The organism is Candidatus Fukatsuia symbiotica, assembly GCF_003122425.1.
Taxonomy (GTDB): domain Bacteria; phylum Pseudomonadota; class Gammaproteobacteria; order Enterobacterales; family Enterobacteriaceae; genus Fukatsuia; species Fukatsuia symbiotica.
In genome coordinates, this window is the sequence record NZ_CP021659.1 from 1,521,567 (window position 1) to 1,541,575 (window position 20,009).

Consider the following 20,009-nt stretch of genomic DNA (forward strand, 5'->3'; position numbering starts at 1 on the left):
TCTAATGTCAAGCAGATAGCCTGTTTGGGTTATCTGCTTTAGGTTAAAGTTGCCAACGTATCCAGGTAAACAAAACATTACCATTGTTATAACTGCCTGGAATATAAGTAGTTTGTAATGAAAATTTGTTATATTCGATGGAAAAAAGCGGTAATGGTAGAGGTAGAGGAATATAACGAAATTCGTGGCGGGCGGTAATACTCGCAGTAAAGCCAAAACCAAAACGCCAGCCATTGACTCCTTCCGGAACCCACATTTTTTGATACCCATAGCCAATAATAGGTTCTACTTCGTTATGTGAATCCATAAACGTCATGGCATACACTGAGTGCCAATTGTTATTTTCATCATAACGGTACTTACCGTAGCCGATCCCCCAAGGTCTTTCATTATAGCGGGCGATTTTTTCATCATCATAGGTCCAGCGGTTATGCCAGGTATGTAATGGGATATACAGCTCACTGCCCGGTGCATGCCAGGTTAAAGAAAAGTTATGTTTTAACCTTTGCCATAGACTAGAGTCGTCAATTTTTGGTTCGACATAACCCTCTCCATAAGCAGGAAACACGGTGCTAAATATTGTAATTACACAAAATAAGATATTTGTTACGGTATATCTAAAATTCATAATTCATATCTCTGGCACAGATAAGAAAAAATCAGGTTATGAATATAATCCATCTTCGGATCAATTTATTATAGGTCTTTTTATACTGGAGAATAGAACGTGCGCAATACACTGTTTTACATGAATATTTACTGCGAAGTGTAATAGTAAATCTTATTTCAAGGCTTGTCTATCAGGTATATTCCTAAGCTGAGGTGTGTTGTTCAATTATGATCTTTAAAGCTAGGGGGGTCTAATTTTTTTATCATAGAGCTTAAGAAATATCATTTTTTGTCGAACTATATAGTGGTAGGTTTTTAAGTGGATGTAGTAGAAAATTCAATATACCCATTAAGGCTAATAATTAGCTAGACTATTAAAATAGACTGGACATCCGACAAGATGTAGTCTATTCATACATTGTTTTGAGTTGGCGGTATTAAAATATGTACGACAGGAATGCGGATGATTAAAATAGCTTGCCAACGTATTAAGAGTATGTAATAACGATCACGGGTAAAACGAGGTGAAGTTCTGTATATATGTGGCATTTTCAGTAAAGAAGTTCTGAGTAAAAGCGTTATCGTTGGATATCTTTTCTCTGTTGATCTTTATCTTAGTGTCTCAAACAGTAACGACTCAAGTTTGTCTATTTAAATGCCTACGGGCGAACGAAACAATCCAAAGGAAATACTCAAGATGGCAAAGATAAAAGGTCAAGTTAAGTGGTTCAACGAGTCTAAGGGGTTTGGTTTTATTACGCCAGATGATGGCAGTAAAGATGTGTTTGTACACTTCTCTGCAATTCAGGGTAACGGGTTTAAAACTTTAGCGGAAGGCCAGAAGGTAGAATTTGAGATCCAGGATGGGCAGAAAGGCCCTTCCGCAGCAAATGTTTATGCTGTCTGAATCGGCTGTAAACCCGCCATTGGGCGGGTTTTTTTAAAGTATTCGTGTGGTGTCATGTTGGCTTATTAAGCAGCGAGAAACCCCGCCCAGTAACCAAAGATACCAATGGCAAAAAACCCAACGATGATCCACAATGCATTAATTTTTCGGCGTAACAACCACATACAAAAGAAAGTTAATAGCAGTGGGACAAGACCCGGCATTAGTTGATCTAGGATGGTTTGTACCGTGGTGATTTTGTTTTGGCCGTTTTGATCGGCAATGTTAGAGATGACAATCGGTATATCGAGGTGCGCCCATTTGTTAACCAAAGCACCCATAATAAATAAACCGAGGATGGAAGCCCCTTCGGTCAATTTTTTTAACAAGCCCCCGTCGATATCATTAACAATGTTAGTTCCTTTTTTGTAACCATAGGTTATACCGTAGTAGAGAGTCAGTAAACGTAAAAAATTAAAGAGAACAAAGAAGAGTATCGGTCCAAGTAAACTTGCTGTCATCGCTATACCGGCACCAAGGGCGGCAAATATTGGACGTACCGTTCCCCAGAAAATCGGGTCTCCCACCCCTGCCAAAGGTCCCATCAAACCAACCTTGATACTGTTTATCGCTGCATCGTCGATGGGAGCGCCATTCGCCCGTTGTTCTTCCATCGCGAGTGTGACACCGAGTACCGGTGCTGCTACATAAGGATGGGTATTGAAGAATTCAAGATGACGTTTGATCGCCTGTTTGCGTTCTTCTGAATTTTCGGGATACAGGCGTCGGATTGCCGGTACCATGGAAAAACAGAAACCCAGTGCTTGCATACGTTCGAAGTTCCACGACCCTTGAAAAAGGTTCGCACGTAGGATAACGCCACGTATATCGCCAGGGGTAAGTTTTTTTTCACTCATATCACTATTTGTCGTGACTGTGTCAACCATTTGTTATCTCCTTTGCTTAATCGACTTCTAAGAACCTGTTCGAAACCTCTTGTGCTCGCTGATACTTCGTCAAAAACGCGCTCAAAATGCTCATTTATTCTCTGTAAACTGCGATTTTTCTCGCGTTTTTTCCTCGTCTGAGCGTCACTCAAGAAGATTTGGAACAGGTTCTTAGAACCTATTCCAAATTTCTTGCCTCGACTCCATACCCCTCGCGACGGTTTTGCAAGAAGTTTAATCTAATTCATTATCAAGCGGATCCGCCACGGCAGATTGTTTTCCCTGAGATTGATTATATTTCGGACTGAGCTGAATATAGAGAATAGCCATGACGACACCAATGATACCTAATGCAACCAAATTAAATTGGGTAAAGGCAGCAGTGACGAAACCTAAATAAAAGAACGGCATTAGATAACCTGCACGCATCATGTTGATGACCATTGCGTAGCCCACTACGACAATGATACCTCCCGCTATATTAAGCCCACCGGTGATAACGGGGGGAATAGAATGGAGTAATGATTGAACCTGAGCTGTGCCGATGGATAAAGCGACGATCGACGCCGGGATAGCGACCCGCATGGCTTGCAAAAATAATGCGGCAATATGCAAGCCGGTGATCGTCCTTAAGCTTCCCCGCCTTGCAGCACTGTCGGCGGCGTGTTGAAAGGCAACGGTAAGAGTACGAAAAATAATGGTTAATACTTGACCCGCTGCCGCCAGAGGAATGGCTAACGCAATACCTGCACCGATACTTTGTCCTCCTTTGATCACTAAAATAGTGGAAATAATGGAGGCCATAGCGGCATCTGGTGCCATAGCGGCACCGATATTCATCCAGCCCAGGGCGATCATTTCCAAAGTACCACCGACGATGATCCCTGTTTTGAGATCACCGAGAACCAGACCCATCAAGGTACAGGCGATAAGTGGGCGGTGAAACTGGAATTCATCCAGAATGGATCCCATTCCTGCAATAGATGCAACGATAAATATCAGCACAATCTGGAGGGTTGTGATCTCCATGTTATTGCTCCTTGTTATTTAATTTTCGAACAGGTTTTTAGGGCTTCACAAGGGGTCTAATTAACGCCATCATGCTAAGCCGATTATCTGCAGGAACTTTGCGAACTTCCAGTTCAATGCCACGCTTATCTAATTCAGTGAAAGCGTCGATATCCCTTTGATCGAGAGAAATGGCATTGGTGACCTGGTGTTTGCCTTGACGAAAAGCCATCCCACCCACATTGACAGATTTGATATCCACACCCTCAGAAACTAAACGGAGCACATCACTGGGATCAGTAAACAGTAGCATGACCCGGTCATTAGCATACTTGGCATTGTTATAAACCCGAACTGCTTTGGCGAGGTTAACCACATGTGCGCTAACACCAGGGGGAGCAACTTGTTTTAGTAAGGTTTTACGGAGTTGATCCTTATCGACCTCATCACTAATGACGATAATACGGCTAACATGAGTTTCTTTTGTCCAACCGGTTGCAACCTGACCATGAATTAACCGGTCATCAATGCGTACTAGCGTAAGCGTCATACGACCTGTGCTTGACGGGGAAACAAGAGGTGTTTTAATTGTATCCAATGGGAGCGTCTGAGGGTGATCGACGGGTTTCCTGTGTGACGCTCGTATGCTATCTCGACCGGTTTTTAGCGCGATGTCAACTAATTCATCAAAAGAGAGTTGATCATCACGTGCCATAAAAATTTCAGTTAGCATCGGAATGTTAATCCCGGCGATAACTTCATGATTTTCTTTATTAGCGATGAAACGACTGGCCGCATTGAAAGGGCTGCCACCCCAGGTATCAACCAGGAACAGAACACCGGTATTGGTATCCAGTTTGGTCAATTGTTGTTGGTATTTTTTAATTAATGTTTCGCTATTTTCACCAGGGACAAAGTTGACAAAAGCAATATTTTTTTGTCCACCTACCAGCATTTCTGCGCTTTTCAGTAACTGCTCAGCGGCTGCCCCGTGTGTGCTAATAATAATCGCTATGCTCACTGACTACCTCCGTGTCAACGCCATTGGAACCTACTCGAAATTTATTACGTTCATGTGGTGAATCTGGGAGTGGGGGGTTAACTGCATTGAACCTTGATGGCTAAACCGCCACGGGAGGTCTCGCGGTATTTCGCATTCATATCTTTACCGGTTGCGAACATGGTTTCGATCACTTTGTCGAGTGACACCTTTGGCTCGCTGGTACGACGTATTGCCATCCGTGCGGAGTTAATTGCTTTTACCGAGGCAATGGCATTACGTTCGATACAGGGTACTTGTACTTGACCGGCGACGGGATCACATGTCAGCCCAAGATTATGTTCCATGCCGATCTCAGCTGCAATACACACCTGAACGGGGCTGGCACCTAGGATTTCAGCGAGGCCCGCCGCTGCCATTGAACAGGCGACGCCAACTTCACCTTGACAACCTACTTCCGCACCCGAAATCGAGGCATTCATTTTATATAAAATACCGATAGCGCCGGATGCAAGAAAGTAACGGATAAATATTTCTGGTGTGACGGATTCAATAAAGTGATCATAATAGGCCAATACGGCCGGGATAATGCCGCAGGCGCCGTTGGTCGGCGCGGTTACCACGCGTCCTCCTGCTGCGTTTTCTTCGTTGACCGCCAAGGCAAACATATTGACCCAGTCAATGACATCCATTGGGTCATTGGAGTTTTTATTGGAGGAAGCTAACATCCGCTGTAATGCGGCCGCTCGGCGAGGGACACGTAATGGGCCTGGCAATATACCTTCGGTTTTGATACCGCGGTTGATACAAGTTCGCATGGTTTGCCAGATATGGGTAAAATAGGTTTCAATTTCGGTTTCGCTGTGCATTGCTAGTTCGTTTTTTTTCACCACACCGGATAGGGATGTCCCAATTTGCCTGCAGTTAGCTAGTATTTCTTCAGCAGAGTTGAACGGGTAGGGCACGGTAATGGTATTTGCCTCTTTTTTGCCAAAATGTTCTTCATCGACGATAAAACCGCCACCGATAGAATAATAAGTTTTGCTGTATACTTTTTTACTGTCAGCAAAAGCGTGGATTTTCATTCCATTTTCATGCAGGGGCAAGTTAGTATTATGGAAAATCATGCCGCCTTGACGGGGAAGTCCACCCAGTGTTCTCCGTTGGCTAATGGCAAACGTTGCGATAATTCCAGATCGCTGATAAAAGCCGGAATGCTGTCTATTTCAACAGTATCAGGCATATTGCCCGCCAAGCCCATAATGATGGCGATATCAGTGTGATGGCCTTTTCCAGTTAATGACAGCGATCCGTAAACTTCCACGGTTATCACGGTAATTGAAGAGATAAGCCCCTTACTGATCAGTTGGTCTACAAACTGTTTACCGGCTTTCATCGGCCCAACGGTATGTGAACTGGATGGGCCTATGCCGATCTTAAACATGTCGAAAACACTAATCATACTAAAATTCCTTAATTGCCTATCTAGCACCGTTTCCATTTTAGCTGATGAATTGCTCAATGATGACATAATCAATTACAATTTTTAAAAAATTGTAACTTGATCACAGATGTTAAGCGCAGGATTGGGATCCTGCTCAAGATATACCCTTCGCCTTTCAAGTTACGGCGGCGTTGGCTGCTCGCACTCATCCCTGTCATGTACTCCCTGTACACGCCTGCGATTCGATTGATGGCCGCCTTGCCGTAACTCGAAATTCATTGGGTATAGAATAAGAAAGGTGAGGGGGGATCAGGTTAAGTGACATTGCTGAGTTGCGGTAGGATGCGTGCTACCTTATCTAAGGTTTCCTGGTATTCTGCCTGTTCCTCACTATCAACGATAACCGCTCCGCCCACCGAGCAGTGAATTTTGTTGCGCTCTGTCAATAGGGTGCGAATGGTAATATTGCTATCCATGGTGCCGCAAAAGCTGACATAGCCAATGTTGCCACAATAGATATTACGACGATGAGGTTCCAGCTGTTCGATAATCTGCATCGCTCTAACTTTAGGTGCACCGGTGATCGATCCACCGGGGAAACAGGCACGTAACAGATCAGTGGCGTGGTATTTTGACGGCAGTGTTGCTGTGATGGTGCTGACCAAATGATGAACGGCGGGAAAGGACTCGACAACAAACAGCTCGGGTACTTGGACACTGCCTGGTTGTGCTACCCGCCCGATATCGTTACGTAACAGATCGACAATCATTAGATTTTCTGCTCGATCTTTGGGTGAAACTGCTAAGCGAGCAGCTTGCTGTTTATCTTGTTTTTCATCAGCTAATCGAGGCAGAGTTCCCTTAATCGGACGGGTTTGAATCTGTTTATTTCTTAAATATAAAAAACGTTCTGGCGACATACTGATAACGGTCTGCTGTGGCAGACGGATAAAAGCTGAAAAGGGCGCTTTATTGATCTGGCTCAGGTGTAAAAAAGCTTGCCACTCATTACCTTGATAGTCAGTGCTGAAACGTTGCGCCAGATTGACTTGATAACAGTCACCACTACGTAAGTATTCCTGTATTTGATGAAATTTTTCTCCATATTGCTGACGTGACATATTCGTTTGCCACGGAGAGGTTAATTGGAAGGGCTGATGAGATGTCGGTTTTTGCTGTTCCAGCCATTTTTGCCGCTGCTCAATGTCACCGTGGCACACTAACGTCAGTTGCTTTTCTTTATGATCGGTAATTAAAGCCCAATCGTATAAACCGATAGCCATATCTGGTAATTCGATATCTTGCTTTGCTATTACGGGCAACCGTTCAATTCGACGTCCCAGATCGTAACCGAATAACCCTAGGGCACCACCAAGAAAAGGTAAATCTGCATGTGTTGTTGTATTTAAATTCAATTTATCCAATTGCTGCTGTAACAGCAGAAAAGGATCGGCGTTGCTGTGCTCAACCATCCCCATCCCAATTCTACGGATAATTTCAGTTTCCTGTCCACGGGTGGTCAAAGTAACGCGCGGATCAGCCACCAGAATGTCAAAACGACTATGAGGATGTTCAGCAAAACCGGAGTGTAACAACATCGCCCAGGCACGGTCGGAGAGGGACGAGAAACAGCGGAGTAGGGCATCAGGTTGATAGCTTAATTGTTTAAAATTCATTATGCTTATATTTGTGTACGTTGGGTTGTTATTTAATAAACCATAACTGTAGTTTGTATACAATGGGAAATACTATGATTACGTTTATATGGTTGGCTATGGCGATAGTAGCTGAAGTGGTTGCTACTACCATGTTGAAAGCTTCCGAAGGTTTTACTCGTTTGATACCATCGATATTTGTTGTCCTAGGGTACGGTATTGCTTTCTGGGGGTTGTCGCAAGTTGTAAAAACTATCCCCTTAGGCATTGCTTATGCCATTTGGTCGGGTTTAGGCGTGGTGTTAATTTCAGTTGCCGCTGTCTTTTTGTATCAACAAAAACTTGACTGGGCGGCGATGCTTGGCATGACACTGATTATCTCTGGAGTATTAGTCATTAGTCTTCTGTCGAAAACCACGGGGCATTGATGCCCAATTTTAAACATATCACCCATGCCCAACAACGCATTAGCCAGCGTCAGGCGAGTTGTCCAGTAATACGTTACCCCGAGAATCTACCGGTCAGTCAAAAAAGGCAGGATATTTATCACGCCCTGGCTGATCATCAGGTATTGATTGTGGCGGGAGAAACTGGATCCGGTAAAACCACGCAATTACCTAAAATCTGTCTGGAATTGGGACGAGGCATTAAAGGAATGATCGGCCATACACAGCCCCGGCGTTTGGCCGCACGGACGGTCGCTCAGCGCATTGCTGAGGAGTTGAAAACCAGCCTTGGTGGTTGTATTGGTTATAAGGTGCGTTTCAAAGATCAGGTTAATGAGAATACGCTAGTTAAGCTGATGACCGACGGTATTTTGTTAGCCGAAATTCAGCAAGATCGACTGCTGAGCCAATACGATACGTTGATTATTGATGAAGCACATGAACGTAGCCTTAACATCGATTTTATTTTGGGTTATCTGCGTGAATTATTGCCAAAACGTCCCGATTTAAAAGTGATTATCACGTCCGCCACTCTGGATCCACAGCGTTTTTCTCGCCATTTTAATCAGGCTCCAATCATTGAAATTTCAGGGCGAACTTATCCGGTTGAAGTTCGTTATCGCCCGATAGCTGAGCTGCCTCGAGACAGTAAGGATGACAGTGAATCTGATCAACTACAGGCGATTTTGGCGGCGGTAGAGGAATTGGAGCATCAGGGAATGGGCGATATCTTGATTTTTATGAGCGGTGAGCGTGAGATCCATGAGACTGCCGACGCGTTGAGAAAACAGAATTTGCGACATACTGAGGTGTTAGCATTGTACGCGCGTTTATCCCCTAGCGAACAAAATCGCGTCTTTCATCCTGGGCGTGGTGTTCTAAGACGTATTGTGCTGGCGACTAACGTTGCTGAAACCTCGTTGACGGTACCGGGGATCAAATATGTCATCGATCCTGGTTATGCGCGTGTCAGTCGCTACAGTTTCCGCACCAAAGTCCAGCGACTACCGATTGAAGCGATATCACAGGCTTCGGCTAATCAGCGTAAAGGTCGTTGTGGTCGTGTCTCGGAGGGGATCTGTATCCGGTTGTATTCGGAGCAGGATTTTCTATCGCGTCCCCTTTTTACCGATCCAGAAATTCTGCGTACCAATTTAGCGTCGGTTATTTTGCAGATGACCGCCATTGGTTTAGGTGATATCGCTGCTTTTCCTTTTATAGAACGCCCTGACAAGCGCAACATTCAGGATGGAGTACGTCTACTAGAAGAACTTGGTGCGATCCGCACCGCCGATGAGCGGCATCAGCAGTTAACCGATTTGGGACGTCAATTAGCACAGTTGCCGATAGATCGACGTTTAGCACGCATGGTGTTGCAAGCGAAAGAACAGGGTTGTGTACGTGAGGTGATGATTATTACCGCTGCGTTGTCGATTCAGGATCCGCGCGATCGCCCGCTGGATAAACAGCAGGCTGCCGATGAAAAGCATCGTCGCTTTGCGGATGAAAATTCTGATTTTTTGGCTTTGGTTAAGTTGTGGGATTACCTGATCGAACAACAAAAAGTATTGTCGGCGGCGCAGTTTCGTCAATTGTGCCGTCGCGACTTTTTAAATTATCTCCGTGTGCGTGAATGGCAAGATATTTATAGCCAATTAAATCAGGTAGTTAACACCTTAGCACTGCCGATTAATAGCATAGCGGCTGATTATCGTTGTGTTCACTGTGCCTTGCTGACTGGGCTGTTATCGCATATTGGCCAAAAAGATAACGATAAAAAGGAATTTACTGGCGCCCGCAATGCGCGTTTTTCTATTTTTCCCGCGTCGGCATTGTTTAAAAAACCACCTAAATGGGTCATGGTGGCAGAGCTGGTGGAAACCCGTCGTCTGTGGGGGCGTATGGCGGCACGCATTGAAGCAGAATGGATTGAACCTTTGGCGCCTCATTTGGTAAAACACCATTACAGTGATCCCCATTGGGAAAAAACGCAAGGTGCAGTGATGGCTAGCCAAAAGGTCACTTTATTTGGTTTGCCTATTGTTGCCGCTCGTAAAATTAATTATGGCACCATTGACCCACCGTTATGCCGTGAGCTATTTATCCGCCATGGATTGGTAGAAGGGCAATGGCAAACACACCATGTTTTCTTCCACGCCAATTTGGCTTTATTAAGCGAAGTTGAAGAAATGGAACATAAATCACGTCGGCGGGATATTTTAGTAGATGATGAAATCCTGTTTAATTTCTACGATCAACGTGTCGCGTCTGAGGTGGTGTCTGCACGACATTTTGATAGCTGGTGGCAGAAAACCCGTCAGCTACAGCCAGATTTGCTGAGCTTCGCAAAAAATATGCTAATCAAAGAAGGCGCTAATTCGGTTACACCACGGGATTATCCGGATTTTTGGCACCAGGGCGCGTTTAAATTACGTCTTTCCTATCAGTTTGAGCCAGGAGGTGATGCTGATGGCGTCACTGTGCATATTCCGTTGGCTATTTTAAATCAGATAGAAGAGCAAAATTTTGACTGGCAAGTAGCGGGTATTCGTCGTGAGCTGGTGGTTGCTTTGATTAAATCTTTGCCTAAAGCAATACGGCGTAATTTTGTACCGGCACCTAATTATGCCGATGCTTTTTTAGCCAGAGTGGTGTCGCCGGAGGAGGGAGACTTAAAAAACGTTATGTTGAAAGAGGGGTTGTTAGCCACATTGGAGCGGGAATTAAGGTGCATGACTGGTGTGACGTTGTCACGTGAGGATTGGCAATGGCAGCTCGTGCCTGAACATTTAAAAATGACCTTTCTGGTGTTTGATGATAAAAATTGCCCTTTACGGACAGGAAAAAATTTAGCTAAGATAAAAGTACAACTGCGAGAAAAATTACAGGAAAAGCTAAATTAAGGTTTATCCTGCTTTGGTTGACGAAAAAAAAAGTGTCGCTATCCGTCTATTTGAAACCGAATCACAACAACAACAGGCGATGTGGCGTGGTACTCGCCGTTTACTGTTGCTTAATATTCTTTCACCGATTAAATATTTACATGAAAAATTGCCTAATAAAGCCAAATTGGGGCTGTATTTTAATCCTTACGGCAAAGTACTGGATTTGATCGATGATTGTATTGCCTGTGCTGTGGATAAATTGATCATTCAATACGGTGGATTAGTATGGCAACAAGCTGATTTTGTTAATTTACAGCAAAAAATTCGTGCGCAATTGAATGATACCGTGATGGAGATTGCGACAGGTGTCGAGCAAGTTCTCAGTCGCGCATTTGCCATTAATAAAAGGTTGAAAGGGAAGATTGATATTACCTGGGTGCAGGCTATGGCGGATATTAAGGCTCAGCTTGATGGTTTAATTTATCGTGGTTTTGTCACTGATAGCGGTTGGCAACGCATAACGGATAGCTTACGTTATTTGCAAGCCATCGAACGTCGCTTAGAAAAACTGGCTGAGGAGCCTTATCGTGATCGGGCGCAGATGTTGCGGGTGCAACAGGTTGTTCAAAGCTGGCAACAATGGCTAAATAAATTATCTCCTGAGCGTAAGCAGGATGAAGAGGTAAAAGCGGTGCGTTGGATGATTGAAGAACTGCGCGTGAGTTTATTTGCACAACAATTAGGGACGCCTTATCGAGTTTCAGAAAAACGTATTTTACAAATTATGAAACAGCTATCATAAAGAATATTATTTCATCTTATATTTTGAGCGAGGGATCGCTCTTTCTGTTTTTGATCTATTTCAATAATTACCTCATTTCACACTGCGCTATCAAGGTGCCGGATCAATATTAACGTTAAATATTAAAAAAATAACGATTTATTCGTATATTCATCTGATAACGATAATTAATAGAATTGCAATGGAAAAAATAAAATCTATTTAACGTAGTGAAAAATAACATTCTCTTATTGATAAGAGAGAATGTTATTTTTGTATAAATAGCAGCGAGATTTTTGCGTACGCTCCGCTTAATGAAATTGACCAGGAATAATTTTTCATAGCCTTGGTTCTCTCATTAGACCTCTTTCCAAACCTGCTGCGGGACTCGAATCCTGCGTTGCCCGGTGCGCGCAATCCTCATGTACTATGTGTTAACGAAGGTTGCTGTGCGCCTTGACTTCGCATCACTCGCTAGGGTTTGGAAAGAGGTCTATTAAATACGAACAGTAATTTTTTATCTTGAATGTTTTATAAATTATCATATGAGGATTTTTATATGTCATAACAAGTAAATAGATCAAAAACAGTATCACCATCTGAGGCTACTATGGTGGGAATAGAGCCGAATCGGGATCCATCGAATCCATCGATGCCAAAACCAATGAATCCATGGTGGCAAAATCCAAATCCAATGACGCCATTTATGCCAACTCCAATGAATCCAGTATATCCATTTCACTCACGACGATTTCGAATAGGCTCTAAGTGCCTGCAATTTATCTCGTATAGCGGTCACTGCTAAGGCATGATTATCTGCTAAGTCGCGCTCTTTAGCCGTTGGCGCAGAACTTTGAATGGCTATCAATGACCAATTATCGCCATTTTTTAGTAATAACGGTGAACCGCTATCCCCTGGTAGGGTATCACATTGATGAGAGAGTACACCTTGCTGTGCCCAACCGGTCACTAAACAATTTTGGTGGCTATAAAGAGCATCCAGGTGATCAGCAGGATAGCCCGCCTGTGTGATTCTGCGCTGGGCGCGTTTCAGTGCTAAGGTCAGCTCTGATGTTGAACCTTGCCATAAGGGTAAGGGTTTAAGCGGCAGAGGGACAGTGTTACGCAACAAAATCAAGGCAAAATCATCGGTAGCGGCAGCGGGTGGAACAATCCATCCGTTCTCTCCTACACGCAGCTTTTTAGCTAAATTGATATCTACCAAAGTTTCTAGTTGATGAATTTGATATTGCCAATTTTGTTGCTGTGCAACAAAACGTAAAGTTACGGCTAGATCCTTCTTTCCTGGTGGTATGAGCAGACAATGACCCGCAGTTAGCGCGAGGTTGGGTGTTATGAGTGTTGCTGTACAAAGATTACCGCTGGCGGTTTCTACTTGCCCAATGGCCTGCCAAGGCCAGTTATCGCTGTCATTTCTGGCGATGCGATCATCTTTGCCAAAAAATAAAAGGTTACGCTCGGTGAGTTCGGAAGTATTCACCGAGGAAGTATGGAAAAAAAACAGCAGCAGGCTGGACAGCAATAGAGGATTGTGTGAACGCTTTAACCACGGAGATAAAGGCATAGAGATGATCTTCCTAATAAAATCATTCATGAATATATCATTGTCTCGTTTCTACTCTATATACAGCCTACTACATAGGGTGTCTGTGTCCATTCGACTTGGTCTATTATGTCCGTTATGAAAACGAGGGGGTGGGCTGCATACGAGTCACTGTATCAACGATGGCTTGTGTCTGTGCATCAATTTCGATGTTGACTCGATCGGCTAAGCGTTTTTTCCCTAATGTTGTCCGGGCTAAGGTTTCTGGGATCAGATTAACGCAAAAACGATGATGCTCTACTTCACCCACAGTCAGACTGATGCCGTCGATGGCAATAAATCCTTTATGCAACACGTAATTCATTATTTTTTTGTCGGTAATTCGAAACCAAAGCTGATGGTTGTTTTCCGAAGTGCAAATTTTGGCAATTTCTGCAGTACAGATGATATGACCTGACATCAAATGACCGCCAATTTCGTCACCAAATCTCGCTGCTCTCTCTAAATTGACGCTATCACCGACGTTAAGTTCACCCAGGTTGCTAGTAAGGAGTGTTTCTTTTATCAAATCAAAGCTGATCAAGTCTTTATTGATAGTGGTTACTGACAGACAGCAGCCATTGTGTGCTACTGAGGCACCCAGTGTTAAGCCCGGCAGCATGGCTGGCGGAAATTTTAGGGTATGGGTACGAAAATTGATCGTCTGGTCAATGGCGACCACTGGTGCAGTGCCTTGAACAATACCGGTAAACATAAATTAATGCCTCTTGTTGGTTGTGTGCAAAATAGAACGCAGAAGATTGTCACAAGCGACGATTTTGCAGAGGTGTGGTTGAGCAAATATCCGTATAACATGCTCTCTTAAAGTACAAATAGGATCAACGAATATTTAGCTGGCATTCATAAAAATGATTGATTAAGCTTGATATAAGGTATTAGAAACGACTTTTGGTAACAGTGGATCGTAATTAGTCACGATCATTTAAAGTAGGTATATAAGTGCAAAAATATAGCGTTGAAGCACGAAATTTAATGGCTCTTGCCATCCCGGTGATTATTGCTCAGGTTTCGCAAACGGCGATGGGGGTGGTTGATACCATTATGGCCGGTTCGGTCAGTGCTACTGATATGTCTGCCGTCGCTATAGGAACTTCCATCTGGTTGCCGGTGATTTTCTTCGGTCATGGCCTGCTGTTGGCTCTAACGCCTACAATCGCACAATTGAACGGTTCTGGACAACGTCATCAGATTGCTCACCAGGTGCGCCAAGGGTTTTGGTTGGCGTTGTTAATTTCTGTACTAATTATGGCAATATTGTATAACAGTCATTATATCATTTATCAGATGCATAACATTGATCCTGTATTGGCTGCAAAAGCGGTAGGTTTTATCCATGCCATTATGTGGGGTGCGCCCGGTTATCTGTTTTTCCAGGTTTTACGCAATCAGTGTGAAGGATTATCGAAAACTAAACCCGGTATGGTTATTGGTTTCATCGGGTTACTGGTGAATATCCCTATCAACTACATTTTTATTTATGGCAAATTCGGGATACCGGCGTTAGGTGGGGTAGGTTGCGGCGTTGCTACCGCGAGTGTGTATTGGCTGATGTTTTTGATGGTACGCTGGTATGTCACAAAAGCAGGTTCTCAACGGGATATTAAATCAGATAAAGGGTGCATTCTTCCTGACTGGCAGGTGATAAAGCGCCTAAGCAACCTTGGTTTACCGATTGCACTTGCCCTATTTTTTGAAGTGACCTTATTTGCTGTGGTCGCTTTGTTGGTTTCACCCTTGGGCGTGGTGGCGGTGGCGGGTCATCAGATTGCGCTCAACTTTAGTTCCTTAATGTTTATGTTACCCATGTCGCTGAGTGTTGCCGCGACCATTCGTGTTGGCCATAGATTGGGTGAAGGGAAGGTAGCTCAGGCGAAGGTGGCGGCCTATACCAGTATTGTTGTTGGTTTAGTCTTCGCCTCATTAACGGCATTGTTTACCGTTGTTTTCCGCGAACAGATTGCTCTACTTTATAACAAGGATCCCGCAGTGGTGACTATGGCATCCCATCTTATGCTATTAGCCGCCGTTTATCAGATGTCCGATGCAGTACAAGTCATTGGATGTGGTGTACTGCGAGGTTATAAAGACACACGGTCGATATTTTTTATCACTTTTGTCGCCTATTGGTTATTGGGTTTACCCAGTGGTTATCTGTTAGGACTGACTGATTATTGGCTACCGGCGATGGGGCCTCGCGGTTTTTGGATTGGTTTTGTGATCGGATTAACCTTTGCTGCGATCATGATATTCTGGCGTATCTGTTGGCTGCAAAAACAACCCGCAGCGTTTATTTTACAACGTGCGGCTCATTAGATTTCTTGCGCTACGGTTTCGCAGGAAACCTATTAACAAAACAACAGGATGAGTGAAAGTTCATCAATTGGATAGGTTTTCCCGTGAAGTTGCCTATTTTCTCTTGCCAACAGAGAACCAGCTCGTTAGTATTCGTCCCCGCTGACCGTATTGATGGCGGGGCAGTGTCCAGTGCGTCCGTAGCTCAGTTGGTTAGAGCACCACCTTGACATGGTGGGGGTCGGTGGTTCGAGTCCACTCGGACGCACCAAGAGTTTGCCCGTTTATGTGGGCCGGCTCGTTGTAATTTTAGCTTAATGCTAAAATTTTCTACTCAATTTCTCCGACTATCACCTATTCTTAGCATGATCTGCATTATCGGGTATCGCCTGGATTCTTTTCCGTTAGCGTAAATAAAATTAGCGGATCGGTTGACCTCCTATTTATCGCAACTTGTAGAAAATCCGTCATGAAAAAAACTAAAATTGTTTGTACTATCGGGCCTAAAACTGAATCTGAAGCAATGCTGACTAAACTACTGGATGCCGGTATGGACGTGATGCGTTTGAATTTTTCTCACGGTGATCATAAGGAACATGGTGAACGTATCAACAATCTTCGTAAGGTGCTAGAAAAAACCGGCAAAAAGGTAGCTATTTTACTTGATACCAAAGGCCCTGAAATCCGCACGATGAAACTGGAGGGAGGGCAAGATGTGCCTTTGGTCACAGGGCAATGTTTTACTTTTACCACTGATAAAAATGTGGTAGGCAATGCGCAGACGGTTGCTGTCACCTATGAGGGATTCACAGCCGATCTAAAAGTGGGTAATACAGTACTGGTTGATGATGGTTTGATCAGGATGGAAGTGATTGAAATAAGAGATAAGTCCGTCCGGTGTCAAGTAAAAAATAACGGCTATTTGGGTGAAAACAAAGGTATTAACTTACCGGGTGTAATGATTAAGCTACCGGCTTTATCGAAAAAAGATGGATGTGATCTGCAGTTTGGTTGTGAACAGGGAGTTGATTTTATTGCTGCTTCTTTCATCCGCAAAGGGTCTGATGTACGAGAAATACGTGAGCATTTACAAGCGCATGGTGGTGCACATATCCAAATTATCTCAAAAATTGAGAATCAGGAAGGTCTGAATAATTTTGATGAAATCCTGGCAGCATCAGATGGTATCATGGTCGCTCGTGGTGACTTGGGTGTTGAGATCCCGCCCGAAGAAGTCATCTTTGCGCAAAAAATGATGATTAAAAAATGTAATCGTGCGCGTAAAGTGGTGATCACGGCGACTCAGATGCTTGATTCGATGATAAAAAATCCGCGGCCTACCCGTGCGGAAGCGGGTGATGTGGCAAATGCCATTTTGGATGGTACTGATGCGGTAATGTTATCGGGTGAAAGTGCCAAGGGAAATTATCCGCTGGAATCAGTTGCTATTATGGCGACCATCTGTGAGCGCACTGATCGCGTTATGAAAAGCCGTATTGAGTCATTTTTAGACGATAAACGTAAGGTGAGTATTACTGAGGCAGTTTGCCGTGGTGCGGTTGAAATGGCCGAAAATTTGTCTGCACCGCTGATTGTGGTTGCGACTAAAGGGGGCAAATCGGCTAAATCGGTGCGTAAATATTTCCCGAAAGCGTTAATTTTGGCACTGACGACAGATAAAGTGACCGCTCGTCACTTGATATTGACTAAAGGTGTTATTCCACAATATGTAGGTGAAATTGCTTCTACTGACGATTTTTATCGTATTGGCAAACAAGCTGCTTTGGACAGTGGTCTTGCTAAGCAAGAGGATGTCGTGATCATGGTATCCGGTGCATTGGTAAAAAGTGGTACTACCAACACTTCTTCGGTTCATCGTTTAGAAGAAGATGAAAAAATTTCTCGATAAAAAAAACTTTGTGCAATACTTACAGTGCTAGACAAAAATTAACTCAATTTGAGGGTGTTAATAATGAATGCTACTAAACTGATTCTAGGCACGGTAATATTGTCTTCTGTTCTGTTGGCAGGTTGTTCGAATCGTTCTCATATCGAGCGACTCTCTTCTGATGTTCAAACCATCAATGCTAAGGTAGATCAATTGAGCAATGAAGTGAGCGCAATGCGTTCTGATGTTCAGGCAGCGAAAGACAATGCCACACGTGCTAACCAACGTCTGAGTAACAAAGCTCATTCCTACAGAAAGTAATAATAATGTTACCTCAACAAAATGGTGCACGGAGTAGAGTGCACCATTTTTTTATTAGACCTCTTTCTAAACCGTAACGAGTGGCATGAAGTCAAGGCGCCCGTAGCGCAGCAACCGGAATGTACATAATACATGAGGATTGGGAGCACCGCGTAACGCAGAATTTCATGCCACGCAGTAGGTTTGGAAAGAGGTCTATTCTGTTCTGTTAACTACCACGGGCATACCAGAACGGCGGGCAATCTCTTTATCAGCTATTTTCCTATCCGTTTGTTGATCAGAAATAAACAGTTGTACTGAGTGGCTAAGGGTGATTGGCATCGTCTGTGGGTCATCGCTGTCAACCAGAGATAAGGGTTGGTGCACTTCTATATAACGCTTACTATCAGGTTCAATCGAAAATTTGATGGGTTGATTAATGATCTGCACACGAGTTCCTTCTGACACAGTGTGAAACAAGGCTTCGATATCATTTGGACGTAAACGAATACAACCGGAGCTAACACGCAGACCAATACCAAAATTAGCATTGGTGCCATGAATCAAATATTCCCCCGCCCGTCGGCGAGCCGCAAAGCAAACAGCCCCATTGGATTTTTTGCCCCGGCGGGTACCACCGCGGGCAATGTTTTCCCTTCTGCTAAATAACGCTTACGAATATTTGCTGTAGGTGTCCAGGTAGGGTTGGGAATTTTTTGGCTAACTGAAGTGATCATTATGGGTGTGCTGCGTCCCCTCTGGCCAATGCCAATAGGGTAAACCATCACTTTTTTCTCGTCGGGCGGATAATAATAAAGACGTAATTCAGCAAGATTAATAATAATGCCTTGATGTGGCGTATCCGGTAGTAGCATCTGGCTAGGAATAATTAATTGCGATTTGGGCTCAGGTAAGTAGGGATCGGTATTGGGATTGGCTTCTAACATCGCCAATAAGCCGATTTGATATTTTGCGGCGATGGCTTCCAGCGGGCGCCCATCATTGGCTACGATAACCGTTTTGTTCTCTCCTATCAGACGCCCCTTATTGGCAGGCAAAAAATATTCAGCTGCATTGGCACAAAGACTAAAGACTAAAGAAGTGGAAAGTAACAGCGTTATTAATGCTAATGTACATTTCATATTCAGTCCCGCATCAATTTTGATTTAATTAGCAATAATTAGTTGCGTAATTATGATATAAGCATGCAATATATAATTATAGGACTACTACTACTTTACGCTAGTATGTCCCTAGGAATAGTGCAAGTTTTTAAGAACCTATTCGAAATCTATTACTTCGTCAAAAACGAGCGTAAATGGGTTCTAAGTAGTCGTTAATTAAATAATAAACAGAATAAAAACTTTTTATATGAGGTAAAAGTATGAGTTGGGCATCTATTAAGGAAGTTACATTGGTGGTTGTAGAGGGTGTTAGAGAGGGTGTTAGAGATGGTTTTAAAAGCGTCTTTACCCTAAACTTCTCTTCCGTAAGCAATTGTGCGGCTGCTCAGAGCAGGACAACAGCATATAATGTAGGGAAAGGCATTGCGTATTTAGTATCCGCTTTGGTAGCTGTAGGAATAGGAGCAGCATTAGGAGCGGGTGGGATAGTAGCTGTGACGCTAGTATGTGTAGGAGTAGTAACAGGAGCAGGAGTAGCAGCAGCAGCAATATTGGGAGCAAAATGGGGAGCAGTACTCACAACATTATCACTACCATCCACAGTAGGAACAGCAGCGTTTGTGATGGAGGGGTAGGTTATGCAAGAAGTCTATTGTTTGCCGGGCAGGTGAGCTACTGCGGTATGGATAGCGCATACCATAGCTTTCAGCCCTTGAGAACGAGAGGACGTTAAATGTTGACTTAGTGCCAAATCATCAAAAAAAGGCCATACATCCACATCCAGCTCGATTGTTTGTTGTGACAGCAAATTCTGATAAAGAATAAACACCATGGCTACCAACCCCTTAACGATCGCGGCATCACTGTCTCCAGCAAATAACACTTGACCCTCTTCCGTTGATGTAATGCTGATCCATACCTGACTTTGACAACCGGCAATCAGATTTTTTGGTTGCCGTTGCTCTTTGGTTAATGTGGGTAATTGCATCCCTAATTCAATGATATACCGATACTTTTCTTCCCAATTAAGGCAGCGGTCGAAATTAGCAAGTAATTTTTGTTTATTTGGCAACGTTGCCATAGTTTTTCCCTGGATAGGTAAAATTAAAGCCGATTAATT

General features: G+C 43.7%; 15 protein-coding genes, 1 tRNA gene and 3 pseudogenes. 9 read left to right on the forward strand and 10 right to left on the reverse strand.

All coding sequences use genetic code 11. The annotated features are described in order from the left end of the window. Nucleotides 1-43 precede the first annotated feature (43 nt). Complete coding sequence (pagP, locus tag CCS41_RS07530; RefSeq protein WP_072549562.1) at nt 44-628, reverse strand: lipid IV(A) palmitoyltransferase PagP; 585 nt, start codon at nt 626-628, stop codon at nt 44-46. Between the two features lie 519 nt (nt 629-1,147). Here pagP and CCS41_RS07535 point away from each other — a divergent pair. Continuing rightward, nucleotides 1,148-1,264, forward strand: a complete 117-nt coding sequence (locus CCS41_RS07535; RefSeq protein WP_072549629.1) for a DUF2627 domain-containing protein — start codon at nt 1,148-1,150, stop codon at nt 1,262-1,264. 42 nt (nt 1,265-1,306) lie between these two features. Further along, nucleotides 1,307-1,516 (forward strand): transcription antiterminator/RNA stability regulator CspE, encoded by a 210-nt coding sequence (gene cspE, locus CCS41_RS07540; RefSeq protein ID WP_072549561.1) that lies wholly within the window; start codon nt 1,307-1,309, stop codon nt 1,514-1,516. Nucleotides 1,517-1,581: 65 nt separating this feature from the next. Here the strand turns inward: cspE and CCS41_RS07545 are convergent, their stop codons facing one another. From CCS41_RS07545 to pabB, 5 genes and pseudogenes are all read right to left on the reverse strand, one after another. After that, nucleotides 1,582-2,442 (reverse strand): PTS mannose transporter subunit IID, encoded by an 861-nt coding sequence (locus CCS41_RS07545; protein WP_072549560.1) that lies wholly within the window; start codon nt 2,440-2,442, stop codon nt 1,582-1,584. Between the two features lie 234 nt (nt 2,443-2,676). Then, nucleotides 2,677-3,471: a PTS mannose/fructose/sorbose transporter subunit IIC gene (locus tag CCS41_RS07550; protein ID WP_119797453.1), complete on the reverse strand. Its 795-nt coding sequence runs from the start codon at nt 3,469-3,471 to the stop codon at nt 2,677-2,679. Nucleotides 3,472-3,508: 37 nt separating this feature from the next. Beyond that, the gene (gene manX, locus CCS41_RS07555) at nt 3,509-4,471 is read right to left on the reverse strand and encodes a PTS mannose transporter subunit IIAB (protein WP_072549558.1); all 963 of its coding nucleotides are present in this window, start codon (nt 4,469-4,471) and stop codon (nt 3,509-3,511) included. Between the two features lie 77 nt (nt 4,472-4,548). Next, nucleotides 4,549-5,912, reverse strand: a pseudogene (locus CCS41_RS07560) (L-serine ammonia-lyase). Between the two features lie 296 nt (nt 5,913-6,208). Next, on the reverse strand, nt 6,209-7,570 hold the full coding sequence (gene pabB, locus CCS41_RS07565; protein ID WP_072549556.1) for an aminodeoxychorismate synthase component 1: 1,362 nt from the start codon (nt 7,568-7,570) through the stop codon (nt 6,209-6,211). A gap of 74 nt (nt 7,571-7,644) precedes the next feature. Here pabB and CCS41_RS07570 point away from each other — a divergent pair, with 74 nt between their 5' ends. Both CCS41_RS07570 and hrpA read left to right on the forward strand, forming a co-directional pair. Beyond that, the gene (locus tag CCS41_RS07570) at nt 7,645-7,977 is read left to right on the forward strand and encodes a DMT family transporter (RefSeq protein ID WP_072549555.1); all 333 of its coding nucleotides are present in this window, start codon (nt 7,645-7,647) and stop codon (nt 7,975-7,977) included. Between the two features lie 17 nt (nt 7,978-7,994). Continuing rightward, nucleotides 7,995-11,682, forward strand: a pseudogene (gene hrpA, locus CCS41_RS07575) (ATP-dependent RNA helicase HrpA); the annotation flags it as partial. A gap of 721 nt (nt 11,683-12,403) precedes the next feature. Here hrpA and CCS41_RS07580 read toward each other — a convergent pair. Then, entirely contained in the window at nt 12,404-13,246 is an 843-nt protein-coding gene (locus tag CCS41_RS07580; protein ID WP_083429559.1) for a trypsin-like serine peptidase, read from the reverse strand. Nucleotides 13,247-13,361: 115 nt separating this feature from the next. Continuing rightward, on the reverse strand, nt 13,362-13,979 hold the full coding sequence (locus CCS41_RS07585) for a riboflavin synthase subunit alpha (RefSeq protein ID WP_072549554.1): 618 nt from the start codon (nt 13,977-13,979) through the stop codon (nt 13,362-13,364). A gap of 245 nt (nt 13,980-14,224) precedes the next feature. Between CCS41_RS07585 and CCS41_RS07590 the strand changes: the two genes are divergently transcribed. The 4 genes from CCS41_RS07590 (at nt 14,225) to CCS41_RS07605 (ending at nt 17,786) form a co-directional block, all read left to right on the forward strand. Beyond that, on the forward strand, nt 14,225-15,598 hold the full coding sequence (locus CCS41_RS07590; RefSeq protein ID WP_072549553.1) for an MATE family efflux transporter: 1,374 nt from the start codon (nt 14,225-14,227) through the stop codon (nt 15,596-15,598). Nucleotides 15,599-15,771: 173 nt separating this feature from the next. Then, nucleotides 15,772-15,848: transfer RNA gene (locus CCS41_RS07595), tRNA-Val, on the forward strand. Between the two features lie 198 nt (nt 15,849-16,046). Then, on the forward strand, nt 16,047-17,486 hold the full coding sequence (gene pykF / locus CCS41_RS07600; protein ID WP_072549552.1) for a pyruvate kinase PykF: 1,440 nt from the start codon (nt 16,047-16,049) through the stop codon (nt 17,484-17,486). Between the two features lie 63 nt (nt 17,487-17,549). Continuing rightward, nucleotides 17,550-17,786, forward strand: coding sequence for a major outer membrane lipoprotein (locus tag CCS41_RS07605; protein ID WP_072549551.1), 237 nt, complete (start codon nt 17,550-17,552; stop codon nt 17,784-17,786). Between the two features lie 195 nt (nt 17,787-17,981). Here CCS41_RS07605 and CCS41_RS17150 read toward each other — a convergent pair. Then, a pseudogene (locus CCS41_RS17150) lies at nt 17,982-18,907 on the reverse strand (L,D-transpeptidase family protein). Between the two features lie 242 nt (nt 18,908-19,149). Here CCS41_RS17150 and CCS41_RS07615 point away from each other — a divergent pair. Next, nucleotides 19,150-19,524 (forward strand): hypothetical protein, encoded by a 375-nt coding sequence (locus tag CCS41_RS07615; RefSeq protein WP_072549549.1) that lies wholly within the window; start codon nt 19,150-19,152, stop codon nt 19,522-19,524. Nucleotides 19,525-19,538: 14 nt separating this feature from the next. Here the strand turns inward: CCS41_RS07615 and sufE are convergent, their stop codons facing one another. Continuing rightward, the gene (gene sufE, locus CCS41_RS07620) at nt 19,539-19,970 is read right to left on the reverse strand and encodes a cysteine desulfuration protein SufE (protein WP_072549548.1); all 432 of its coding nucleotides are present in this window, start codon (nt 19,968-19,970) and stop codon (nt 19,539-19,541) included. Nucleotides 19,971-20,009: the final 39 nt, after the last annotated feature.

What these genes read in the sequence shown, in the direction of transcription:
- CCS41_RS07605 (WP_072549551.1), top strand. Translation starts at nt 17,550, where the DNA reads ATGAATGCTACTAAACTGATTCTAGGCACGGTAATATTGTCTTCTGTT.
- pabB (WP_072549556.1), bottom strand. Translation starts at nt 7,570, where the DNA reads ATGAATTTTAAACAATTAAGCTATCAACCTGATGCCCTACTCCGCTGT.
- sufE (WP_072549548.1), bottom strand. Translation starts at nt 19,970, where the DNA reads ATGGCAACGTTGCCAAATAAACAAAAATTACTTGCTAATTTCGACCGC.
- cspE (WP_072549561.1), top strand. Translation starts at nt 1,307, where the DNA reads ATGGCAAAGATAAAAGGTCAAGTTAAGTGGTTCAACGAGTCTAAGGGG.
- CCS41_RS07585 (WP_072549554.1), bottom strand. Translation starts at nt 13,979, where the DNA reads ATGTTTACCGGTATTGTTCAAGGCACTGCACCAGTGGTCGCCATTGAC.
- CCS41_RS07550 (WP_119797453.1), bottom strand. Translation starts at nt 3,471, where the DNA reads ATGGAGATCACAACCCTCCAGATTGTGCTGATATTTATCGTTGCATCT.
- CCS41_RS07615 (WP_072549549.1), top strand. Translation starts at nt 19,150, where the DNA reads ATGAGTTGGGCATCTATTAAGGAAGTTACATTGGTGGTTGTAGAGGGT.
- pagP (WP_072549562.1), bottom strand. Translation starts at nt 628, where the DNA reads ATGAATTTTAGATATACCGTAACAAATATCTTATTTTGTGTAATTACA.
- CCS41_RS07570 (WP_072549555.1), top strand. Translation starts at nt 7,645, where the DNA reads ATGATTACGTTTATATGGTTGGCTATGGCGATAGTAGCTGAAGTGGTT.
- CCS41_RS07580 (WP_083429559.1), bottom strand. Translation starts at nt 13,246, where the DNA reads ATGCCTTTATCTCCGTGGTTAAAGCGTTCACACAATCCTCTATTGCTG.
- CCS41_RS07545 (WP_072549560.1), bottom strand. Translation starts at nt 2,442, where the DNA reads ATGGTTGACACAGTCACGACAAATAGTGATATGAGTGAAAAAAAACTT.
- pykF (WP_072549552.1), top strand. Translation starts at nt 16,047, where the DNA reads ATGAAAAAAACTAAAATTGTTTGTACTATCGGGCCTAAAACTGAATCT.